Genomic DNA, 16,171 nt, shown 5'->3' on the forward strand with positions numbered 1-16,171 from the left:
ATATCAACATGTGAAGTTCTGCATAACCAAGGAGCAGATTCTGATGGATGTTCAATTCAGCGATTACGAAGCCTATCTCTCACCAGCACTATACAAAACTACTGATTTAGTCGTTGAGCGAGGCCTGGGGAGCCATATCTGGACCACTGACGGTACCAAATATTTAGATTGGGTACAGGGGATTGCCGTAAATGCCCTTGGACACAGTCATCCCAAGGTAGTAGCGGCGATTACCGAACAGGTAGCTAAGCTCACCACAGCTTCATTCAATATGGTGAATTACCCGACCACACTCCAATTAGCAAAACGTATTGCACAGGCAGCACCTGGCGAATTGTCGAGCACATTTTTCTCTAACGGAGGCGCAGAAGCCACCGATGGTGCTCTGAAACTAGCCAGAGCCTACACCAAACGGCCTGGAATCATCGCATTCAAAGGTTCATTTCACGGCCGGACCTTCGGAGCAATGTCGGTCACTGCTTCAAACTCCAAATATCGCAAATATGCCGAACCTTTAGTAGGTGGCATCCATTTCGCAACATACCCCTCAGTGGATCAATGCCCTGATGGCTATGATGCTGAACAGCGTAGCCAGTGGTGTTTGAACGATATCCAAAGAATTTTTGACTATATCTGCGCACCAGATGAGACCGCAGCAATTCTAGTGGAGCCCATCCAAGGAGAGGGAGGCTACGTTGTTCCGCCTGATTCCTTCCTCAAAGGATTAAGAAGTCTATGTGACGCTCATGGCATTCTCCTAATCTTCGATGAAATCCAAGCAGGATATGGAAGAACCGGCACCATGTTTGCCTCTGAACATGCTGGAGTTGTACCTGACATCATGACTCTCGGCAAAGCGCTAGCCGGTGGTATACCCGCAAGCGCAGTAGTCAGCACACCTGAAATCATGGAGGAATGGCATCCAGGTATGCACGGCGGAACCTTTGGCGGCAATCCAATAATGGGAGCTGCTGGCCTAGCGGTACTCGATGAGTTTGCAGCATCAGATATTCTCACGAATGTCAACAAGATGGGTGACTATCTTCGCTTGCAATTGCTCAAGCTCAAGGATCAATATCCAATCGTGCACGATGTTCGAGGCTTGGGACTCATGCTGGCCATTGAGCTTGATCATAGTGATGGTAGATCAGGTGGCGATTTGGTTGAAATTACTAGGGCACAGGCGCTGAAACGACATATGCTCACGCTCTCATGTGGCGTGAAAGGCAACGGTATGCGCATGGCAACACCTCTTAATGTCACTCAAGACGTTATTGACGAAGGCATAGCCATTCTTGATGAAAGCTTGGCACAAGCACAACAAGCTGACGCATAACAGTCACTTTCGATATCTATCCCCACAGTGTTACCGAGAATTGCGGTCCGTCAGCATTAGAGAAATCACCATTCATATCAGAACTACACACCGCCAAACATTAAGGAGCGCGATATGAGCACCAACGACTTGATGCACATTTCATATTTCAACATTTCCGGAGGTTTGGATTATGAGCAGAGCCTTCTTGAATCGTGGCATATGGAACACCTTGTCGAACTCCATAGCGTCACTTGCGAAACTCCCGATGAGGAAACATTTATCGCCGCAAATCAAAAAGCAGATGGTGTGGTGGTCGAATATTTCAATATAAGCGACAGCATTATTGATCGTTTACCGCGGTTGAAGGTAGTTGGTCTGCAATCAATAGGCACCGATATGGTCGATAAGCGAGCAGCAACTGCACACGGTATTGCGGTAACTAATGCTCCTGGCTTCTGCCAGCAAGAAGTAGCCACTACTGCAATAGCTATGATGCTAGATCTCAACCGCAAGATTAGTTTCTACGATCGAAGTGTCCGTAAGGGACGATGGGAACCTCTTGATGGTAGGATGCCGCACCGATTGCAAGGTCAAACCGTTGGTCTGGTATTTTTCGGTGGCATTCCTCAAACCATGATGCCTGTTCTGCGAGCGCTAGGTGTGAATGTTGTGGTATTCGCGCCTACTAAAACTGCTGAGTTTATAGCCGGTTTTGGAGCAGAAAAAGTTGAGACGCTTGCTGAGCTCCTTAAGCGCTCAGATGTCGTCTCTCTGCATACTCCTCTGATTACAGAAACATATCATCTGATCTCAGAGCATGAATTTGCAATGATGAAGAGCAGCGCGGTGATTATCAACACTGCACGCGGTAGCATCATCGACGAGAAGGCCTTGGTTGCTGCACTTCAATCGCATGTGATTGCAGGCGCAGGAATTGATGTAATCGAGGATGAAGAGAGCGAGCAATCAGCGCTAAAAACCCTTGACAATGTCGTTATCAATCCACATGCGGCATTTCTTTCTCAAGAGTCGTTTTACCAGGCGCGAGAAATGGCCTTGAGAGGCATGGTGGATGTGCTGGTTGACCACACCACACCCCGTTATCTCGTCAATACAGCTTGGAATGCTGCGCAAAGAGGTGATGCAGCATGAGAGCAGCTATCTACAACGGATTGCGCGATATCACTCTGAAGCATGTTCCAGATCCTGTAATTGAACAGCCCACGGACGCCGTGGTACGCATTGAGGCTAGTGCAGTATGCGGCTCTGACCTGTGGACTTACCGTGGGCAAGGTGCTGCACCAGGCACTCGTATCGGGCACGAATTCGCTGGCGAAGTACTGGCAATTGGTTCCGCCGTAGAGCAGGTGGCTGTTGGCGATTGGGTTATAGTCCCATTCCGTTTTAGTTGCGGACAGTGCCGGTATTGCCGTAGTGGTCTGCAGTCCAGCTGCAGTAACGGCGGCTTTTGGGGTCGAGACACACCCGATGCGGGCCAAGGTGAAGCTGCACGAATACCCTTTGCTGACGGAACCTTAGTGAAAGCTCTGCCTAGCGGCGAGCGTCCCGACTCATCATTGGTACCGTCATTGTTGGCATTGAGTGATGTGTTCTCAACCGGATATCACGCTGCATACAGCGCTCATATCAATCCTGGCGACACCGTTGTGGTTGTAGGCGACGGTGCGGTCGGACTCAGTGCTATACAGGCAGCACGATTGCTTGGTGCAGGTCTGGTTATTAATGCTGGAAGTAGTCACATCGATAGAAATGCCTTGGCCAGTGATTGCGGAGCCGACCACATCGTTACCACCAGGGGTGAGGAAGCTATCGAGGCAATTCGCACTCTTACGCATGGTCTGATGGCTGATGTGGTTCTCGAATGTGTCGGGTCATCATCTTCATTTGCAACAGCTCTAGACTGTGCTGCTCCTGGAGGAACTGTGAGTTACGTTGGTTTACCTCACGGTGTGCAAGTGAGCCCTGCCGAATTGTTCTCACGCAATATCACCTTGACTGGAGGGATATGCCCTGCCCGACGTTATATCGGAGGTCTGCTCCCCTTAGTTCTGGATAACCGCGTTCAAGCAGGAGTGGTGTTCAACAACAGTTACCACTTGTCGTCAATCGCACAGGCATATCAAGACATGGATCAGCGTGTGACGGTGAAGGCGATCATCCAATGAATGCCGGCGTTGAATATCGGGAATTAATCACCGTTAGACAGGAGAGGAATGATGATTGACACCATCGTATGGCCGGTCTTGATGGGACTTCCACTGACTCTATTACTTTCGGTGTCAGCTTTCGCGATTGGCTTTGTGCTTGCTGTTCCTATTTCTCTCGCTAGCGTCAGCAAATCTGCACCTATACGAGGGCTCGCACAGCTCATCATTTGGATTGAACGAGGCATACCTCCGTTAGTGTGGCTGATGCTGCTGTATTTTGGTATAGAAATTGGCACAGTCAGACTTACTTCACTCCAAGCCGGAATTTTAGGCTTGAGCATCGTATCGATGGGGTATCTCTCTGAAATATTGCGTTCAGGGTTCAAAGCCATTCCGAACGGTCAATTCGAAGCTGCACAAGCACTTGGCCTTGGTTATGCAAGTCGGTATTCTCGTGTGATTTTCCCTCAAGCAATAAGGACGATGATTCCTTCTTTCACTACATATTTCATTGGACTGCTTAAAGATTCAACACTGGCTTCGGCTATCGGGGTAGGCGAAATGGCATTCAAAGCTAGCTTGGTTTCAAGACAGTCATCCCAGGCGGGCGTTACTCCATTTTTCGTAGCCGCACTGTTTTATATTCTCATCAGCATTCCTATAGCCTTGCTGGCACGCCGAACTGAAAGCATTCAGCTTGAAGGGGGCAGATAATATGTCTGAAACCTCGTGGTTAAGCGTTTGGGCGGGTGCACTTCCCGAAATGCTCGACGGCTTGAAACTAAGCCTACTCATAACGGTTGTGGTCATCCTCATCGGCATGCCCCTCGGATTATTACTGTCATTAGGTTCGGGGAGCCGTCTCAAAATAGTGCGATGGCCTTGTTTCGCTATCGTTGAGATTGGTCGCGGAACCCCCGCCTTGGTGACTCTATATATTATCTACTATGGCTTACCTGATATTGGGCTCACCTTTAGTGCTCTAATCTCTTCATTCATTGGCCTATCAATCACCACAGCTGCATACTCATGTGAATATATCCGTTCAGGTTTGCGATCCGTGCCTCGCTCGCAGATTGAAGCTGGTCAAGCTCTGGATTTGAAATGGTCAGATATCTACAGAAAAATCGTGATCCCGCAAGGCATGCGTATAGCTATTCCTGCGCTGCTCGGTTATTCGATTCAACTGTTCCAAATGACCTCGCTGACATACAACATCACCGTCAGAGAAATAACGGGTATCTCATATTCCTACGGTTTACAAACCTTCCAATATCTTGCGGTGTTCGCTTTGGCTGGGTTGTTGTATGCGGCGGTTTCAACACTCTGCACAATACTCGTCGCTTGGCTTGAACGAAGCGTGGCTCTTCATTAGAGAGAGCGCTTAAGCGAGAAAGGGGATTCGATACGGCATCACATCCAGGGGAAGCATCATCCCCACAACTAGCGAAAAGGTTATAAAACGAAAAGCCACGAACTTCAGCACTGACGTTTGAAACAACAGCAATTTCGCAACAACCATACCTGAGGTTATGTAAGGAGAAGCATGAGAAATCTGAAGAAGGCAATAGTAGGATCGTTATCCGCAGTATTCATGATGTCTGGCTTAGTAGCATGCGGGTCATCATCCGGTGCTTCGAGCAGCTCATCTAACTGCAAAGCAGCCCACGAATTTAGCACGATCACCACAGGGCAACTCACTGTAGCCATTCCAGAGTTACCTCCATTTACCAGCTATAAGGATAATAAAGCTACAGGAATTGACCCATCCATCATTAGCAAAATAGCCGACCTTGAATGTCTCAGCGTGAGTTATACACAAGTTTCTTTCGCTGAAGCCATTCCCGCAGTTCAATCAAACCGAGCAGACATCGCAATCGGAGATTATTACCGCACCAAAGAACGCGCCAAAGTTGTCGGCATGTCTGACGCCATGTATGCCGATCAGCTGGGAATAGTGTCCAAGGATGGCACAGATACTCTGAAGTCGCTTGAAGGGAAAAAGGTTGGCACGGTCGACGGTTACCTCTGGTTAAACGACACTAAAAAGATTTGGGGTGACAATCTCACTATTTACTCCTCCAATGTTGAGATGCGCGAGGATATCGAATCAGGGAGAATCGTGGCAGGTTTTGATTCATATGCTACTGCTGCAGCATATTCGAAGGGTAAAGATTACAGCAGTAAGGTCGCCAAAGCGGATAGTCGAGTTTCTTCATCGGTCGACGGTGTACAAGCTGGAATCCCCTATACGAAAACCAACACCGCTCTTGGAGACGCACTAAATGCCGATATCAAGAAGCTTCGCGATGACGGTACTCTCGCTAAGATTTTCTCCGATATGGGTCTCGACACCAGCGCTACGAAAATCACCAGTAGTGACCTCATCTAACACATCTCTAGAACCAAGGAATATCTGGCCGGCATAACACTGATGCCGGCCACCAAATCCGTCATTAGCACTTCGAGAGGGATACGCCCATGGAACATACAGCAGACAGCGAGAGAGACACCGATATCATTTTGGAGATTGCTTCTCTTGGAAAGTCATTCCGCGATCACACTATTTTCTCTGATGTGTCATTGCGTGTGCGAAAAGGGGAAGTGTGCTCGATTATTGGGCCTTCAGGAGCGGGGAAAAGTACTTTCCTTCGATGCATCAACCTTCTTGAGCAACCTGATAAGGGCAACATGTGGATTGCTGGGCAATATATTGAATCAGGTATGAAGATTTCCAACAATGATTTGATTCAGCTCAGACGTAATGTCGGCATGGTATTCCAAAGTTTCAATCTCTTCCCTAATATGAGCGTCCTTGAGAACATCGTATTTCCTGAACAACGCGTGCTATCTCGTTCTGCTGCAGAAAGTAAGGAAGTAGCCATGGAATTGCTCAGCAAGGTCGGTCTCGCAGACCGCGCGCAAGCCAGACCTAGCCAGCTTTCAGGCGGACAACAACAACGAGTAGCCATTGCCAGAGCATTGGCTCTAGAACCAAAAATCATGCTGTTTGATGAACCAACTTCAGCTTTGGACCCCGAAGTTGGTCTTGACGTACTCCGCGTAATGCAAGATGTTGCACGCAGTGGCATGACCATGCTGGTGGTCACTCACGAGATGCGCTTTGCACGAGAAATAGGTGATCACTTAGTAGTTATGGGCGATGGCGGAATTCTTGAGCAGGGCGACCCAGATGAAATCATGACATCACCGCAGAAGGAACGTACCCGCAAATTCTTCACGGCAGTCATTGATCGCTAACTTCGCCGAGCAACGGCGTAGACACCTATGTGTCGCGCTGCCCACTATTACCCATCAGGAGAAACTATGGATATTCAGACAATTACTCTTGGAAACACCGTTGCGGCCTACAGTCATGCAACCGTAGCGAATGGTGTTGTTTTCACATCTGGATGCACCCCGCACCACCCTGACACTGGAGTTGTTCAAGGCAAGGGTATCGAGGGACAAACTCGTTTATCGCTTCAACTACTCGAGAACATACTAAAAAAAGCTGGTTCGGACCTTAACCACCTATTACAAGTGCAAGTTTTTCTTAACGATATAGACAATGATTATGCTGCCTTTGACGCTGTATACAAAAGCATGATTCCTGCGCCCTATCCCCCTCGAGCAACTGTCGGCGCAAGGCTTCCCGGATATAGCATCGAAGTTGTTGCGCGGGCGGCCACAGTCTAACCCTGCGCACCACAAGACTTATTAGAGTTCGCCGGTGAGGAACTGAGCCCGACCAGGACCGAAACTCCAGTCCGCATCGCTATTGACGCTCAAATTCACCATGACGTCCTCCTGCCGAACACACAGCTGCTCATGGAGTTCATGAACGAGATCGGCATAGAACATCTTCTTCTGCTCTTCGGTGCACGGACGCGTGACGAGGCTGAACACCAACACCTCGTCGCTGCGCTCAATGCCCAGAGCTGTATATATTGCTGTTCTACTGATAATGCCCGAAATCCAGTCGAGTTGTTTCAGCACCAAACGAAAACCAATCGGCCCCGTAATCGAAGGCGTAAAAGTAGCGGGACTTAAGACCCATGTAGCGAACAAAGTGGATCGTCATACTGGCAAGATTATCGAAAGTATAGGCGGCCGCCTCACAAAGCGATCAGCAATTTCAATCTCACCGCAAATAGGCAATGATAAGCTGATTCTTCCCAGCACAACATCGAAAGATTGGTCGACATGTCTTCAATCCCTCAAACAGTCACGGGAATGATACGACGCATCAAGACCTTTGCAAATAACGAGAAACACAGCGGTTTGCTCATGCTGTTCATGGGTGTAATCGGGTTCCTTGTATGCAACATACCTGGGACGTCACAAAACTACCGGCTCATCTCTGATTTCGCGACGAATCTTCCATTGCCTCATCTCAACCTTTCCATCTCGCAATGGGCGCAGGACGGACTGCTGACACTATTTTTTCTGGTCATCGGCCTTGACTTGCGACAAGAAATGGCAAGTGGATTCCTCAAGAATCCTCGTAATGCCGCCACCCCCATCATTGGTGCCATCTGCGGGGTTATCGTCCCTTCCCTGCTCTTCATCGCAATCAATTTCTCATCACCATCAACCGCACAAGGGTGGACTATCCCGACAGCCACGGATATCGCTTTCTCCGTCACTGTGCTGTCTTTGGCTTCAAAACATGTGCAACCTGCAATCAGGGCCTTCCTGCTGACATTGGCCACAGTCGATGACGTAATAGGAATCCTCCTAATCGCAATCGTGTATTCGCATCCTTCATCGATATGGGCCTTACTGGCATTGACAGCGTGCTTATTTGCCTGGTTTCTTCTTACTCGCACGCGCAAACCCTTCTGGCCCCTGCTCATCGCCGTGGGTATAGGCGCTTGGTATGCGATGATTCTGGCCGGAATTCACCCGACTCTCTCCGGAGTCGCTATTGGTCTGCTCACACCTGCGCTACCCATTCACCAGGAAAATTCCCCGCGTGCGGAACGATATAGACGCAAGCTCTCTCCGATATCAGCCCTGATTGCGCTGCCGCTATTTGCCTTCTTCGCGATGGGAATTCCTCTACATGAAGTCAGCGCCGACACCCTCACGACCCCGCTCTTCCTAGGCGTGGCCATTGGACTTGTCGTGGGAAAGCCCCTCGGCATCATGATCGCAACGAAGCTATGCAGTATGGCAGGTCTTACGGTCGGCAACAACACACGTCCCATGCAATTATTCGGTGTCAGCCAGCTATGCGGAATCGGTTTCACCGTATCGTTCCTGATGTCAGGTCTGGCATTCAGTGAGCAATCCTTCATTGACACTGCTCGTTTCGCGGTTCTCCTCGGATCATTGATCGCCTGTATCCTCGGCGTACTTATCCTCAAGATTGACGAGCATCAGCATTCTGCGTCTTCAGGTGTCGGTAAAGGATCAGGCCCAGTGCCACAAATGCAATAACCGCAACCATGACCAATCACCGAATACGGAGCTAAAGATTCTGAACTGAGCTGCGGATGGAATGACATTCATGGCATGGAGATAATAACCATTCACGATTCTGAGAAATAATAATCATGGCCACCCAAGATGCCTACATCGAAGTTGTACACCTACATAGACAGCACGAATTGCATATAGGCACCCACCGCAAATCGTGTTCACGATGAAGCTAACGAGCCACTCTCAATGGAGCTTATCAACGCCGTGTTTGCGATTTACTTCGTCGAGTTTCTGCTGCTGCGCATCATGAAGATGACCGATTTCGTCAGCAAATACTTCTTGCGTCATAGCCTGTGTTTGTTCCATCTTTTCAGTGACTTGTTCTCTTGTCAGTGTTTTGTTGTGGCTATCCAACTCAACCCACAAATTGACAGAGAGCTCCACAATCCCCATAATCAGGCCAACAGATACGGCTTGCAAGTAAGTACTTCCGCTCAACACACTAATGACCACAGCAATAATTGCTAAACAGAGCGCTTGAATCGCTACATACCAAGGAGCAGGGTGATCACTACGCTGACGTTGTGAGCAGATATAACTGATACACCCACTACATACGGCACCTAAAATCGTCGAAAATACAATGATTCCAAACAATGTTGAGGAAGAAATGCGAGTCAGCGAAAATATCTTTCCGCACAACCAACATAACAAGAAATTCACGGGAAGCAGGATGCTCTCCGTAATCAGCGCACCTTGCACCATACTCTTGAGAGGAATGGGCGACCAATCGTCATCGTTCTTCTCTGCGCCCATCACAATCACCCCTATCGTCAGTACTCATCACCGCAACTATTAACACTTCATGTGACGCGTAAGCAAGCTTAAGCGCGTTCAACTCACATATCGTGGGACAACAACAGTAATAGGCAGGTATCCGAGTGCCGCATACTTGTCGATATAGTATTGCGAGAGCTCAACAGCAGCTTCAAGTATTCGAAATCCACCCTGCACACGCCACATCATCCTCAGTGTTGCGCCACATTACCTTCAGTGGTACGGTTACCATCAATCGCAGTAATAGCAGGGTTGCTACTCAGTAATGAGGCAAGACCTGAGACAGAGTTATATCTGTCTCAGGTCTTTTTTTGTTTGTGCTGCGGTGTGTATCCGTGAAGAAGGAGACAACGATGTCCAATACACAGGAATCTGCCGAGAGAATTATCTCCGGCATCGGGGGCTCAGCCAATGTGCGCAGTATGACTCATTGTGCTACTCGTCTCCGTTTTGAACTTAAAGACAATAACAACGTAGATCAGCAAGCTCTTGAAGCAACACCAGAAGTACTGGGAGCTGTTGCACAAAGTGGCAATCGCTATCAGGTAGTCATTGGCGGCGGTGTAGAAACCATGTATAACGCCATCGTCTCGCTACCAAGTATGGCGAATGTTTCTCATGGTGAAGAATCCGACGAAGCATCGAACGGCACAGCAGACGCATCTAATGCTGACGTTAAGGCAGCTGCGAGAAGCAAAGCGCGCGGCAAAGTCGCTTGGCTGGATTCATTCTTCGAATATCTTTCCGATTCATTCCGTCCAATTCTTGGCGTGCTTTTGGGTGCTTCGTTAATTATCGCCTTTGCATCCGTAATGGATGCACTCGGCATTGTTGACTTCCGTTCAACTACAAAAGCTGCGGGCTGGGTATTTGTTGATGCCATGTGGCGTGGTGTGTTCTACTTCCTACCCATCATGATTGCCTACAATGCAGCGAAGAAGCTCAAGGTTGATCCCTGGCTTGGCGCAACGGTTATGGCGGCATTGATGACACCGAATTTCATGAGTCTTTCAGATGTTAAAACTTTCCCCAATGAAACTCTCTGCGTCGTCAACCAAACACTGAACACTAGTTCCTGCACCACCAAGATTTTTGGTCTCACCATGCAGTTGAACGATTACGGCGGCAATGTATTCGTTCCATTAATGATGGTTGCAGTACTCGCCTTGGTCTATCACGGTTTCAAGAAAGTCATTCCGAGTAGCGTACAAATGGTATTCCTGCCATTCCTGTCGATGATTATCATCATCCCACTCACAGCTTTCCTCATTGGACCGCTCGGCATCTGGCTCGGCAACGGCATCGGCGCAGGGCTAGCTTGGCTAAATACCACTGCTCCATTCATCTTCGCAATTCTCATTCCTATGATCTACCCGTTCCTCGTACCACTTGGTTTGCACTGGCCATTGAATGCTCTGATGTTGGTCAACATCCAAACTCTCGGCTATGACTTCATTCAAGGCCCAATGGGTGCATGGAACTTCGCTTGCTTCGGCGCAACCGCCGGTGTGCTGTTCATCGCTTGGCGCAATAAGGATAAAGTCATGAAGCAGACCGCAACCGGCGCTTTGGTCGCAGGTCTCTTCGGCGGTGTTTCCGAACCCTCTCTATATGGCATTCATCTTCGCTTCAAGAGGATCTATCCGCGTATGCTGGTCGGCTGCTTCGCAGGCGGACTTACCCTAGCCATTTTGAGTTTGCCCTATGGTGGAGTCAGAACCGGAGCATTCGCATTCACTTCATTGCTAACTATCCCTGTATTTAGCCCAATGTGGGTATACGCAATTTCAGTTGCGGTTGCTTTCGTAGTAGCTATGACACTAATTATCATCAGCGATTACCGCACACCTGAGCAAAAAGCTGAAGCAGCTGCAGCCTTGGCAAAAGCCGAGCAACAAGCATCTGCGGATGCTTCAGCACAGGAAGCGCTATCCACTCAGCCGGTAACAACGTTAACCGCAGATACTCCTGGGACTCTCTCAGGAACGTCTGATTCATCACCAGCTGCCGCACCCGTTTCTGTAGTTCGCGCTCCAATAGCAGGACATGTCATCACGCTCGACGAAACTGGTGACCCAGTTTTCGCCACCAAAGCGTTGGGAGAAGGAGTAGGCATCGTTCCTGATGGATCTGCCGTGGTTGCTCCTGTAAGCGGTACTCTGCTCAGCGTCGCCAAAACAGGCCATGCGTTCGGCATCAAAACTGACGATGGTGTAGAAGTACTAGTTCATATTGGCATTGATACCGTAAAGATGAAGGGAGAAGGCTTCACCGTTGCAGTTAGCAAAGGAAGTCGAGTTAATGTAGGCGACCTGCTCACAACTGTCGATTTTGATGCTATTCGCGCAGCCGGTTATAGCACCACCACAGTTGTCACTGTTACCAATACCTTGCGTTTACATACCGTGGAACCAATAACTGATGTTAACGTGGGTATAGGGGATCCCATCATTGCAGTGGAGCATTGAGTTCAGGGATTGATGACGTTGCACATGGGCTTCGTTATGAAAGGAGGTCGCCATGGAAATTCTTCGAGTATTCAACAATAATGTGGTGTTAGCGAAGGACGAACATGCCGATGAAGTAATCCTTACAGGCCGAGGTCTCGGCTTTCAAGCGAAGCCCGGCGCACACGTTGATCCACAAAAAGTTGTCAGAAAATTCATTCCCTCTGACGGACGCGATCCTGATCATATGGCCGAGATGCTGTCGTGTATTTCACCCGATATCATCCAAATTGTTACTGATGCCATGCAAGATGTTGGTCTTAAAGAGCTGTCGCAGAGCAAACCAATGCTGGTTATGGCGCTATCCGACCACGTTGGTTTTGCTCTGCAGCGCATCAAGAAGGGAATCACAGTTGAATATCCGTTACAAGCCGAGGTTGAACATCTCTACCCCGAGGAATACAGCAAAAGCGTTGAGCTTCTTGGTGCATTAAATACCCGTCTGAACAATGCGATGCCCCGTGCTGAGGCAATCGCACTGGCGCTACATCTCGTTAATGCGGGATTCTCCACCGGGGATTTGACGTATACATACACCATGACAGGCATTATTCAGCAGATGCTCGCCGTGGTTGAAAGCAGTTGCCGCGTCCGACTCGATTCCAGCTCGATCAATGTTGGCCGATTCATCACACATCTGCGATATCTCTTCGTAAGGATTCACCAGCATAAGCAGCTTGAGGGTGATGAACGGTCACCAATCGCCACCGCAATTATGCAGAGCTATCCCGACGCTATGGATTGTGCGGAGAAACTGGCAACAATCGTTGAACTCCGTTTCGATGTAAATCTCACAGAAGATGAAATCGCTTATCTAGCACTTCATGTTTACCGAGTTGCTCAGCAACCTAAAGTTAAAACTCACGCTTAGTTATTACTACTTTGACCTCAGTAATCAGGTTGCCTCAGCAGCCTCTAATACAGCACTTGTTCGTCGCCCTGTTAAGGACGACAACAACACATCCGTAGCGATGGCTACCGGATTGTTCAGAAAGGAACCCTCATGATTTCAAAAACCGTTACAGTTGGTGCAGCATCTGGTCTTCATGCTCGTCCAGCAGCTCGTTTTTCCCAAGCCGTGGCCAATTCCGGAATTGACGTTGATATCACTTTCCAAGGCGAAACTGTGGACGCAGCAAGTGTATTGGAGTTGATGACGCTCGGCGTCGGCAATGGCGATGAGGTAACTCTCAGTACAGCGAACGATGCGGATGCGTCAACTTTAGATGAGCTCGTGGCAATGCTTGCCAGTGATCTTGATGCAGACTGACATGCTGAGCGAAACAGTGCAACATATACTTCATGGAATTGGCGTAAGTGCTGGAGCAGTGCACGGCCCTGTAGCATTAGTCGCTACCGCGATTGGCGTAGATACTCATGAAACTCCATCGCATGACGCTGAGGGTGATAGCGCAATCGTGCATGATGCAATGCAACATGTGGCGCAACAACTTAAGGAACGTGCTGAACACAGCACAGGGAATTCGCGCGATGTTCTCACTGCCACAGCCCAACTAGCAGCAGACAGAGGACTACTCAAAACCATCAGCAAACACTTGCAAAACGGCGAGGGTATTACTGCATCCGTCCATAACGCTGTTGGCGAGTATGCCAGTAAACTGCAAAAAATCGGTGGATACATGGCCGAACGTGTCACTGATTTATATGACGTCCGAGACAGAGTCATCTGCGAACTGCGTGGAGTACCTGCCCCAGGAATTCCAGAGCTTTCGGAGCCCAGCATTCTTGTTGCGAAAGATCTTGCGCCTGCGGAAACCGCAACCTTGGATCCGTCAATCGTATTAGGAATTGTCACGGAAGAGGGTGGCCCCACCAGCCACACTGCTATTTTGGCTGCGCAGCTCGGCATACCTGCTGCCGTCAAGGTTTCAGGAATCGTTGAGGAAGCAAAAATTGCCAACGAACTTGCTCTGGATGGTGGCGCAGGTACAGTACTCATCGATCCATCCGAAGAGGAAATCGACGAGCTCAGCACACGTTCTGCCCGCAGAGCAACATTGTTGGCGAACTCACATGGTCGAGGATTAAGTAAGGACGGCAAACACATAGCACTGCTGGCAAATATCGGCAGTGCTGCGGATGCTACAAAAGCTGCAGCACTCGATCTTGAAGGTTCTGGCCTATTCCGCACTGAATTCATGTTTCTTGATAGGCAGGATGCTCCCAGCGTTGAAGAGCAAACAGACACCTATACGCGAGTGCTTGAAGCTTTCGGCGATAGGCGTGTAGTAGTACGTACCTTGGATGCAGGTGCTGACAAGCCTCTAGCATTTACACAAATGCCTTCTGAAGAGAATCCGGCATTAGGCATTCGCGGACTGCGCTTAGGCATGCGCAAGCAAGAACTGATTGACACCCAATTAGAAGCCTTGTCTCGTGCATACCAGGCAACACACGGCGACGTCTGGGTAATGGCCCCTATGGTTGCCGATGTTGATGAAGCCCATTGGTTTGCTCAAAAAGTGCGTGCTCTCGGACTACCAAAAGTTGGTGTAATGATCGAAGTTCCTGGTACAGCATTGCGTGCATCCAGAGTGCTGCGAGAGGTGGATTTCGCTTCGATAGGGACGAATGATTTGGCACAATACACCATGGCAGCTGATCGCCTCAACGGGGATTTAGCATCCTTGTTGAGCCCTTGGCAGCCTGCGGTTCTTGAAATGATTTCCTTGGCCTGCAAGGGAGGAGCCGAGACACAAAGTCATATGGGCGTTTGTGGCGAAGCTGGCGGGGATCCACTGCTTGCTCTCGTATTAGTCGGCCTAGGTGTCACTTCACTGTCAATGGCACCGAAAAAAGTGGCCGCCGTGCGAGCTTCTTTGGCTATGCATAATTTCGCCAGCTGCCAACGCATGGCACAGGCAGCTTTGGATGCTTCAACAGCTGTCCAAGCCCGCGAAGCGGTGATTGCAATAGCCGATCCGGCAGTGAAAGATTTGCTGTAACCCACAATCTCAGCATGCCTTCGTATGAGGATCTTCTTCGATTAGTGCCAAGAGAGGAGATCCTCATCGTCGATTTCGGTTCAATGCGTCGCGTCAATCCTGAGGATTCGGAATATCAAGTTCACGTCGGACATATGTATTTAACACTGGCTCAAGTTGATTAATGAGTTGTGCACTGGGCACATCCGCATCCTAAAACGAGATAACTGCAATAAAAGTGGAGCAATTGCCCCCAAAAATTGCAATTTAGCTCCACTTTTATTGCAGTTATCTCGTGATGGCGTGAATACTGCCGCTGATCAGCGAGCTGATGTTACTAGTGAAAAATTTTGTGGCATGGAAGACTTCAGCGTCAGGTAGTTGTGCTTTCCCATCGACCGTTTTGCTCTCGATCCAACCAATACACAGACCGGTTTCATCATCAACCGTCAAAGTATAGGTCACTCCGGTTTTGGATGTACCAACTCCATTACTGAACAACGCTGCAGTGCGACCAAGGACAGTCACCGAGCCCTCTTGTTTGGTGCCAGGCATGTTCTGTTGTGTGGACGTCTTGGCGTAGGTGTCAAAGTCCTTGGTGATATTACTAATCTGGTCTTCGCTGTAACTCTTACTATCCGAGGATATGTAAGCACCGTTGCTGTCGGGCTTATAACGTTGCCACTGCCCTTTTCCCGATGCGATGAACAATGTGTCAATATCTCCCGAAACATATCTGATATTGCCTTGAAGATCTTGTGTTTTTGAAATCTCCATGTTATTTCCCTGCGGGTATTGCACTGAATACGTTATGGAATATTCAGCGGGGAACTCGGGGGTATAGGTGTCACCGAAAGCTCTGTCAGCAATTCCGTCAGCTGAGCCACACGCAGAAACAGCGAAAGCAACAGCAGCAATTGCTGCTGTCAGAGCTAATGCTTTTACTCGCTGCATAAAAACTGCCTTCAT

General features: G+C 49.0%; 16 protein-coding genes. 13 read left to right on the top strand and 3 right to left on the bottom strand.

Annotated features, from left to right (window positions below; genetic code table 11):
• Positions 1 to 43 precede the first annotated feature (43 nt).
• The 8 genes from LKI20_RS00325 to LKI20_RS00360 all read left to right on the top strand — a co-directional run bounded on the left by LKI20_RS00325 (position 44) and on the right by LKI20_RS00360 (position 7,185).
• The gene (locus LKI20_RS00325; protein ID WP_291768293.1) at positions 44 to 1,336 is read left to right on the top strand and encodes an aspartate aminotransferase family protein; all 1,293 of its coding nucleotides are present in this window, start codon (positions 44 to 46) and stop codon (positions 1,334 to 1,336) included.
• Positions 1,337 to 1,450: 114 nt separating this feature from the next.
• Positions 1,451 to 2,470 carry a C-terminal binding protein gene (locus LKI20_RS00330; protein WP_291768296.1) on the top strand — a complete coding sequence of 340 codons (1,020 nt, stop codon included), beginning with the start codon at positions 1,451 to 1,453 and terminating at the stop codon, positions 2,468 to 2,470.
• Positions 2,467 to 3,504: a zinc-binding dehydrogenase gene (locus tag LKI20_RS00335; protein WP_291768300.1), complete on the top strand. Its 1,038-nt coding sequence runs from the start codon at positions 2,467 to 2,469 to the stop codon at positions 3,502 to 3,504. The genes LKI20_RS00330 and LKI20_RS00335 overlap by 4 nt, the downstream gene beginning before the upstream one ends.
• A gap of 48 nt (positions 3,505 to 3,552) precedes the next feature.
• Positions 3,553 to 4,200, top strand: a complete 648-nt coding sequence (locus tag LKI20_RS00340; RefSeq protein WP_291768303.1) for an amino acid ABC transporter permease — start codon at positions 3,553 to 3,555, stop codon at positions 4,198 to 4,200.
• A gap of 1 nt (position 4,201) precedes the next feature.
• Entirely contained in the window at positions 4,202 to 4,861 is a 660-nt protein-coding gene (locus LKI20_RS00345; protein WP_291768305.1) for an amino acid ABC transporter permease, read from the top strand.
• A 171-nt stretch (positions 4,862 to 5,032) separates the two neighbouring features.
• On the top strand, positions 5,033 to 5,878 hold the full coding sequence (locus LKI20_RS00350) for a substrate-binding periplasmic protein (RefSeq protein WP_291768308.1): 846 nt from the start codon (positions 5,033 to 5,035) through the stop codon (positions 5,876 to 5,878).
• An 89-nt stretch (positions 5,879 to 5,967) separates the two neighbouring features.
• A complete protein-coding gene (locus tag LKI20_RS00355) occupies positions 5,968 to 6,747 on the top strand; it encodes an amino acid ABC transporter ATP-binding protein (protein ID WP_291768311.1) in 780 nt (259 codons plus the stop codon).
• 66 nt (positions 6,748 to 6,813) lie between these two features.
• Positions 6,814 to 7,185: a RidA family protein gene (locus tag LKI20_RS00360; protein WP_291768313.1), complete on the top strand. Its 372-nt coding sequence runs from the start codon at positions 6,814 to 6,816 to the stop codon at positions 7,183 to 7,185.
• A 21-nt stretch (positions 7,186 to 7,206) separates the two neighbouring features.
• Here LKI20_RS00360 and LKI20_RS00365 read toward each other — a convergent pair whose 3' ends face one another.
• Positions 7,207 to 7,557: a tautomerase family protein gene (locus LKI20_RS00365; RefSeq protein WP_291768316.1), complete on the bottom strand. Its 351-nt coding sequence runs from the start codon at positions 7,555 to 7,557 to the stop codon at positions 7,207 to 7,209.
• A gap of 135 nt (positions 7,558 to 7,692) precedes the next feature.
• Here LKI20_RS00365 and nhaA point away from each other — a divergent pair, with 135 nt between their 5' ends.
• Positions 7,693 to 8,931, top strand: a complete 1,239-nt coding sequence (gene nhaA / locus LKI20_RS00370) for a Na+/H+ antiporter NhaA (RefSeq protein WP_291768319.1) — start codon at positions 7,693 to 7,695, stop codon at positions 8,929 to 8,931.
• A gap of 225 nt (positions 8,932 to 9,156) precedes the next feature.
• Here nhaA and LKI20_RS00375 read toward each other — a convergent pair whose 3' ends face one another.
• Positions 9,157 to 9,729 carry a hypothetical protein gene (locus tag LKI20_RS00375; RefSeq protein WP_291768321.1) on the bottom strand — a complete coding sequence of 191 codons (573 nt, stop codon included), beginning with the start codon at positions 9,727 to 9,729 and terminating at the stop codon, positions 9,157 to 9,159.
• Between the two features lie 374 nt (positions 9,730 to 10,103).
• On the opposite strand from LKI20_RS00375, the gene LKI20_RS00380 reads away from it, so the two are divergent.
• From LKI20_RS00380 to ptsP, 4 genes are all read left to right on the top strand, one after another.
• Positions 10,104 to 12,218: a glucose PTS transporter subunit IIA gene (locus LKI20_RS00380; RefSeq protein WP_291768324.1), complete on the top strand. Its 2,115-nt coding sequence runs from the start codon at positions 10,104 to 10,106 to the stop codon at positions 12,216 to 12,218.
• A gap of 52 nt (positions 12,219 to 12,270) precedes the next feature.
• Positions 12,271 to 13,128 (top strand): PRD domain-containing protein, encoded by an 858-nt coding sequence (locus tag LKI20_RS00385; protein WP_291768327.1) that lies wholly within the window; start codon positions 12,271 to 12,273, stop codon positions 13,126 to 13,128.
• Positions 13,129 to 13,260: 132 nt separating this feature from the next.
• Complete coding sequence (locus LKI20_RS00390) at positions 13,261 to 13,527, top strand: HPr family phosphocarrier protein (protein ID WP_291768330.1); 267 nt, start codon at positions 13,261 to 13,263, stop codon at positions 13,525 to 13,527.
• A 1-nt stretch (position 13,528) separates the two neighbouring features.
• Positions 13,529 to 15,223 (top strand): phosphoenolpyruvate--protein phosphotransferase, encoded by a 1,695-nt coding sequence (gene ptsP, locus LKI20_RS00395; RefSeq protein WP_291768332.1) that lies wholly within the window; start codon positions 13,529 to 13,531, stop codon positions 15,221 to 15,223.
• Positions 15,224 to 15,490: 267 nt separating this feature from the next.
• Here ptsP and LKI20_RS00400 read toward each other — a convergent pair whose 3' ends face one another.
• Positions 15,491 to 16,171: a hypothetical protein gene (locus LKI20_RS00400; protein ID WP_291768335.1), complete on the bottom strand. Its 681-nt coding sequence runs from the start codon at positions 16,169 to 16,171 to the stop codon at positions 15,491 to 15,493.

Origin of the sequence: Bifidobacterium sp., assembly GCF_022647885.1 — a bacterium.
GTDB lineage: Bacteria > Actinomycetota > Actinomycetes > Actinomycetales > Bifidobacteriaceae > Bombiscardovia.

Bases quoted from the DNA above. Each gene is read 5' to 3' on its own strand.
- LKI20_RS00350 (WP_291768308.1), top strand. From the start codon at position 5,033: ATGAGAAATCTGAAGAAGGCAATAGTAGGATCGTTATCCGCAGTATTC.
- LKI20_RS00330 (WP_291768296.1), top strand. From the start codon at position 1,451: ATGAGCACCAACGACTTGATGCACATTTCATATTTCAACATTTCCGGA.
- LKI20_RS00340 (WP_291768303.1), top strand. From the start codon at position 3,553: ATGATGATTGACACCATCGTATGGCCGGTCTTGATGGGACTTCCACTG.
- LKI20_RS00390 (WP_291768330.1), top strand. From the start codon at position 13,261: ATGATTTCAAAAACCGTTACAGTTGGTGCAGCATCTGGTCTTCATGCT.
- LKI20_RS00385 (WP_291768327.1), top strand. From the start codon at position 12,271: ATGGAAATTCTTCGAGTATTCAACAATAATGTGGTGTTAGCGAAGGAC.
- LKI20_RS00355 (WP_291768311.1), top strand. From the start codon at position 5,968: ATGGAACATACAGCAGACAGCGAGAGAGACACCGATATCATTTTGGAG.
- LKI20_RS00345 (WP_291768305.1), top strand. From the start codon at position 4,202: ATGTCTGAAACCTCGTGGTTAAGCGTTTGGGCGGGTGCACTTCCCGAA.
- LKI20_RS00360 (WP_291768313.1), top strand. From the start codon at position 6,814: ATGGATATTCAGACAATTACTCTTGGAAACACCGTTGCGGCCTACAGT.
- LKI20_RS00325 (WP_291768293.1), top strand. From the start codon at position 44: ATGGATGTTCAATTCAGCGATTACGAAGCCTATCTCTCACCAGCACTA.
- LKI20_RS00335 (WP_291768300.1), top strand. From the start codon at position 2,467: ATGAGAGCAGCTATCTACAACGGATTGCGCGATATCACTCTGAAGCAT.
- ptsP (WP_291768332.1), top strand. From the start codon at position 13,529: ATGCTGAGCGAAACAGTGCAACATATACTTCATGGAATTGGCGTAAGT.
- nhaA (WP_291768319.1), top strand. From the start codon at position 7,693: ATGTCTTCAATCCCTCAAACAGTCACGGGAATGATACGACGCATCAAG.
- LKI20_RS00375 (WP_291768321.1), bottom strand. From the start codon at position 9,729: ATGGGCGCAGAGAAGAACGATGACGATTGGTCGCCCATTCCTCTCAAG.
- LKI20_RS00400 (WP_291768335.1), bottom strand. From the start codon at position 16,171: ATGAAGGCAGTTTTTATGCAGCGAGTAAAAGCATTAGCTCTGACAGCA.
- LKI20_RS00380 (WP_291768324.1), top strand. From the start codon at position 10,104: ATGTCCAATACACAGGAATCTGCCGAGAGAATTATCTCCGGCATCGGG.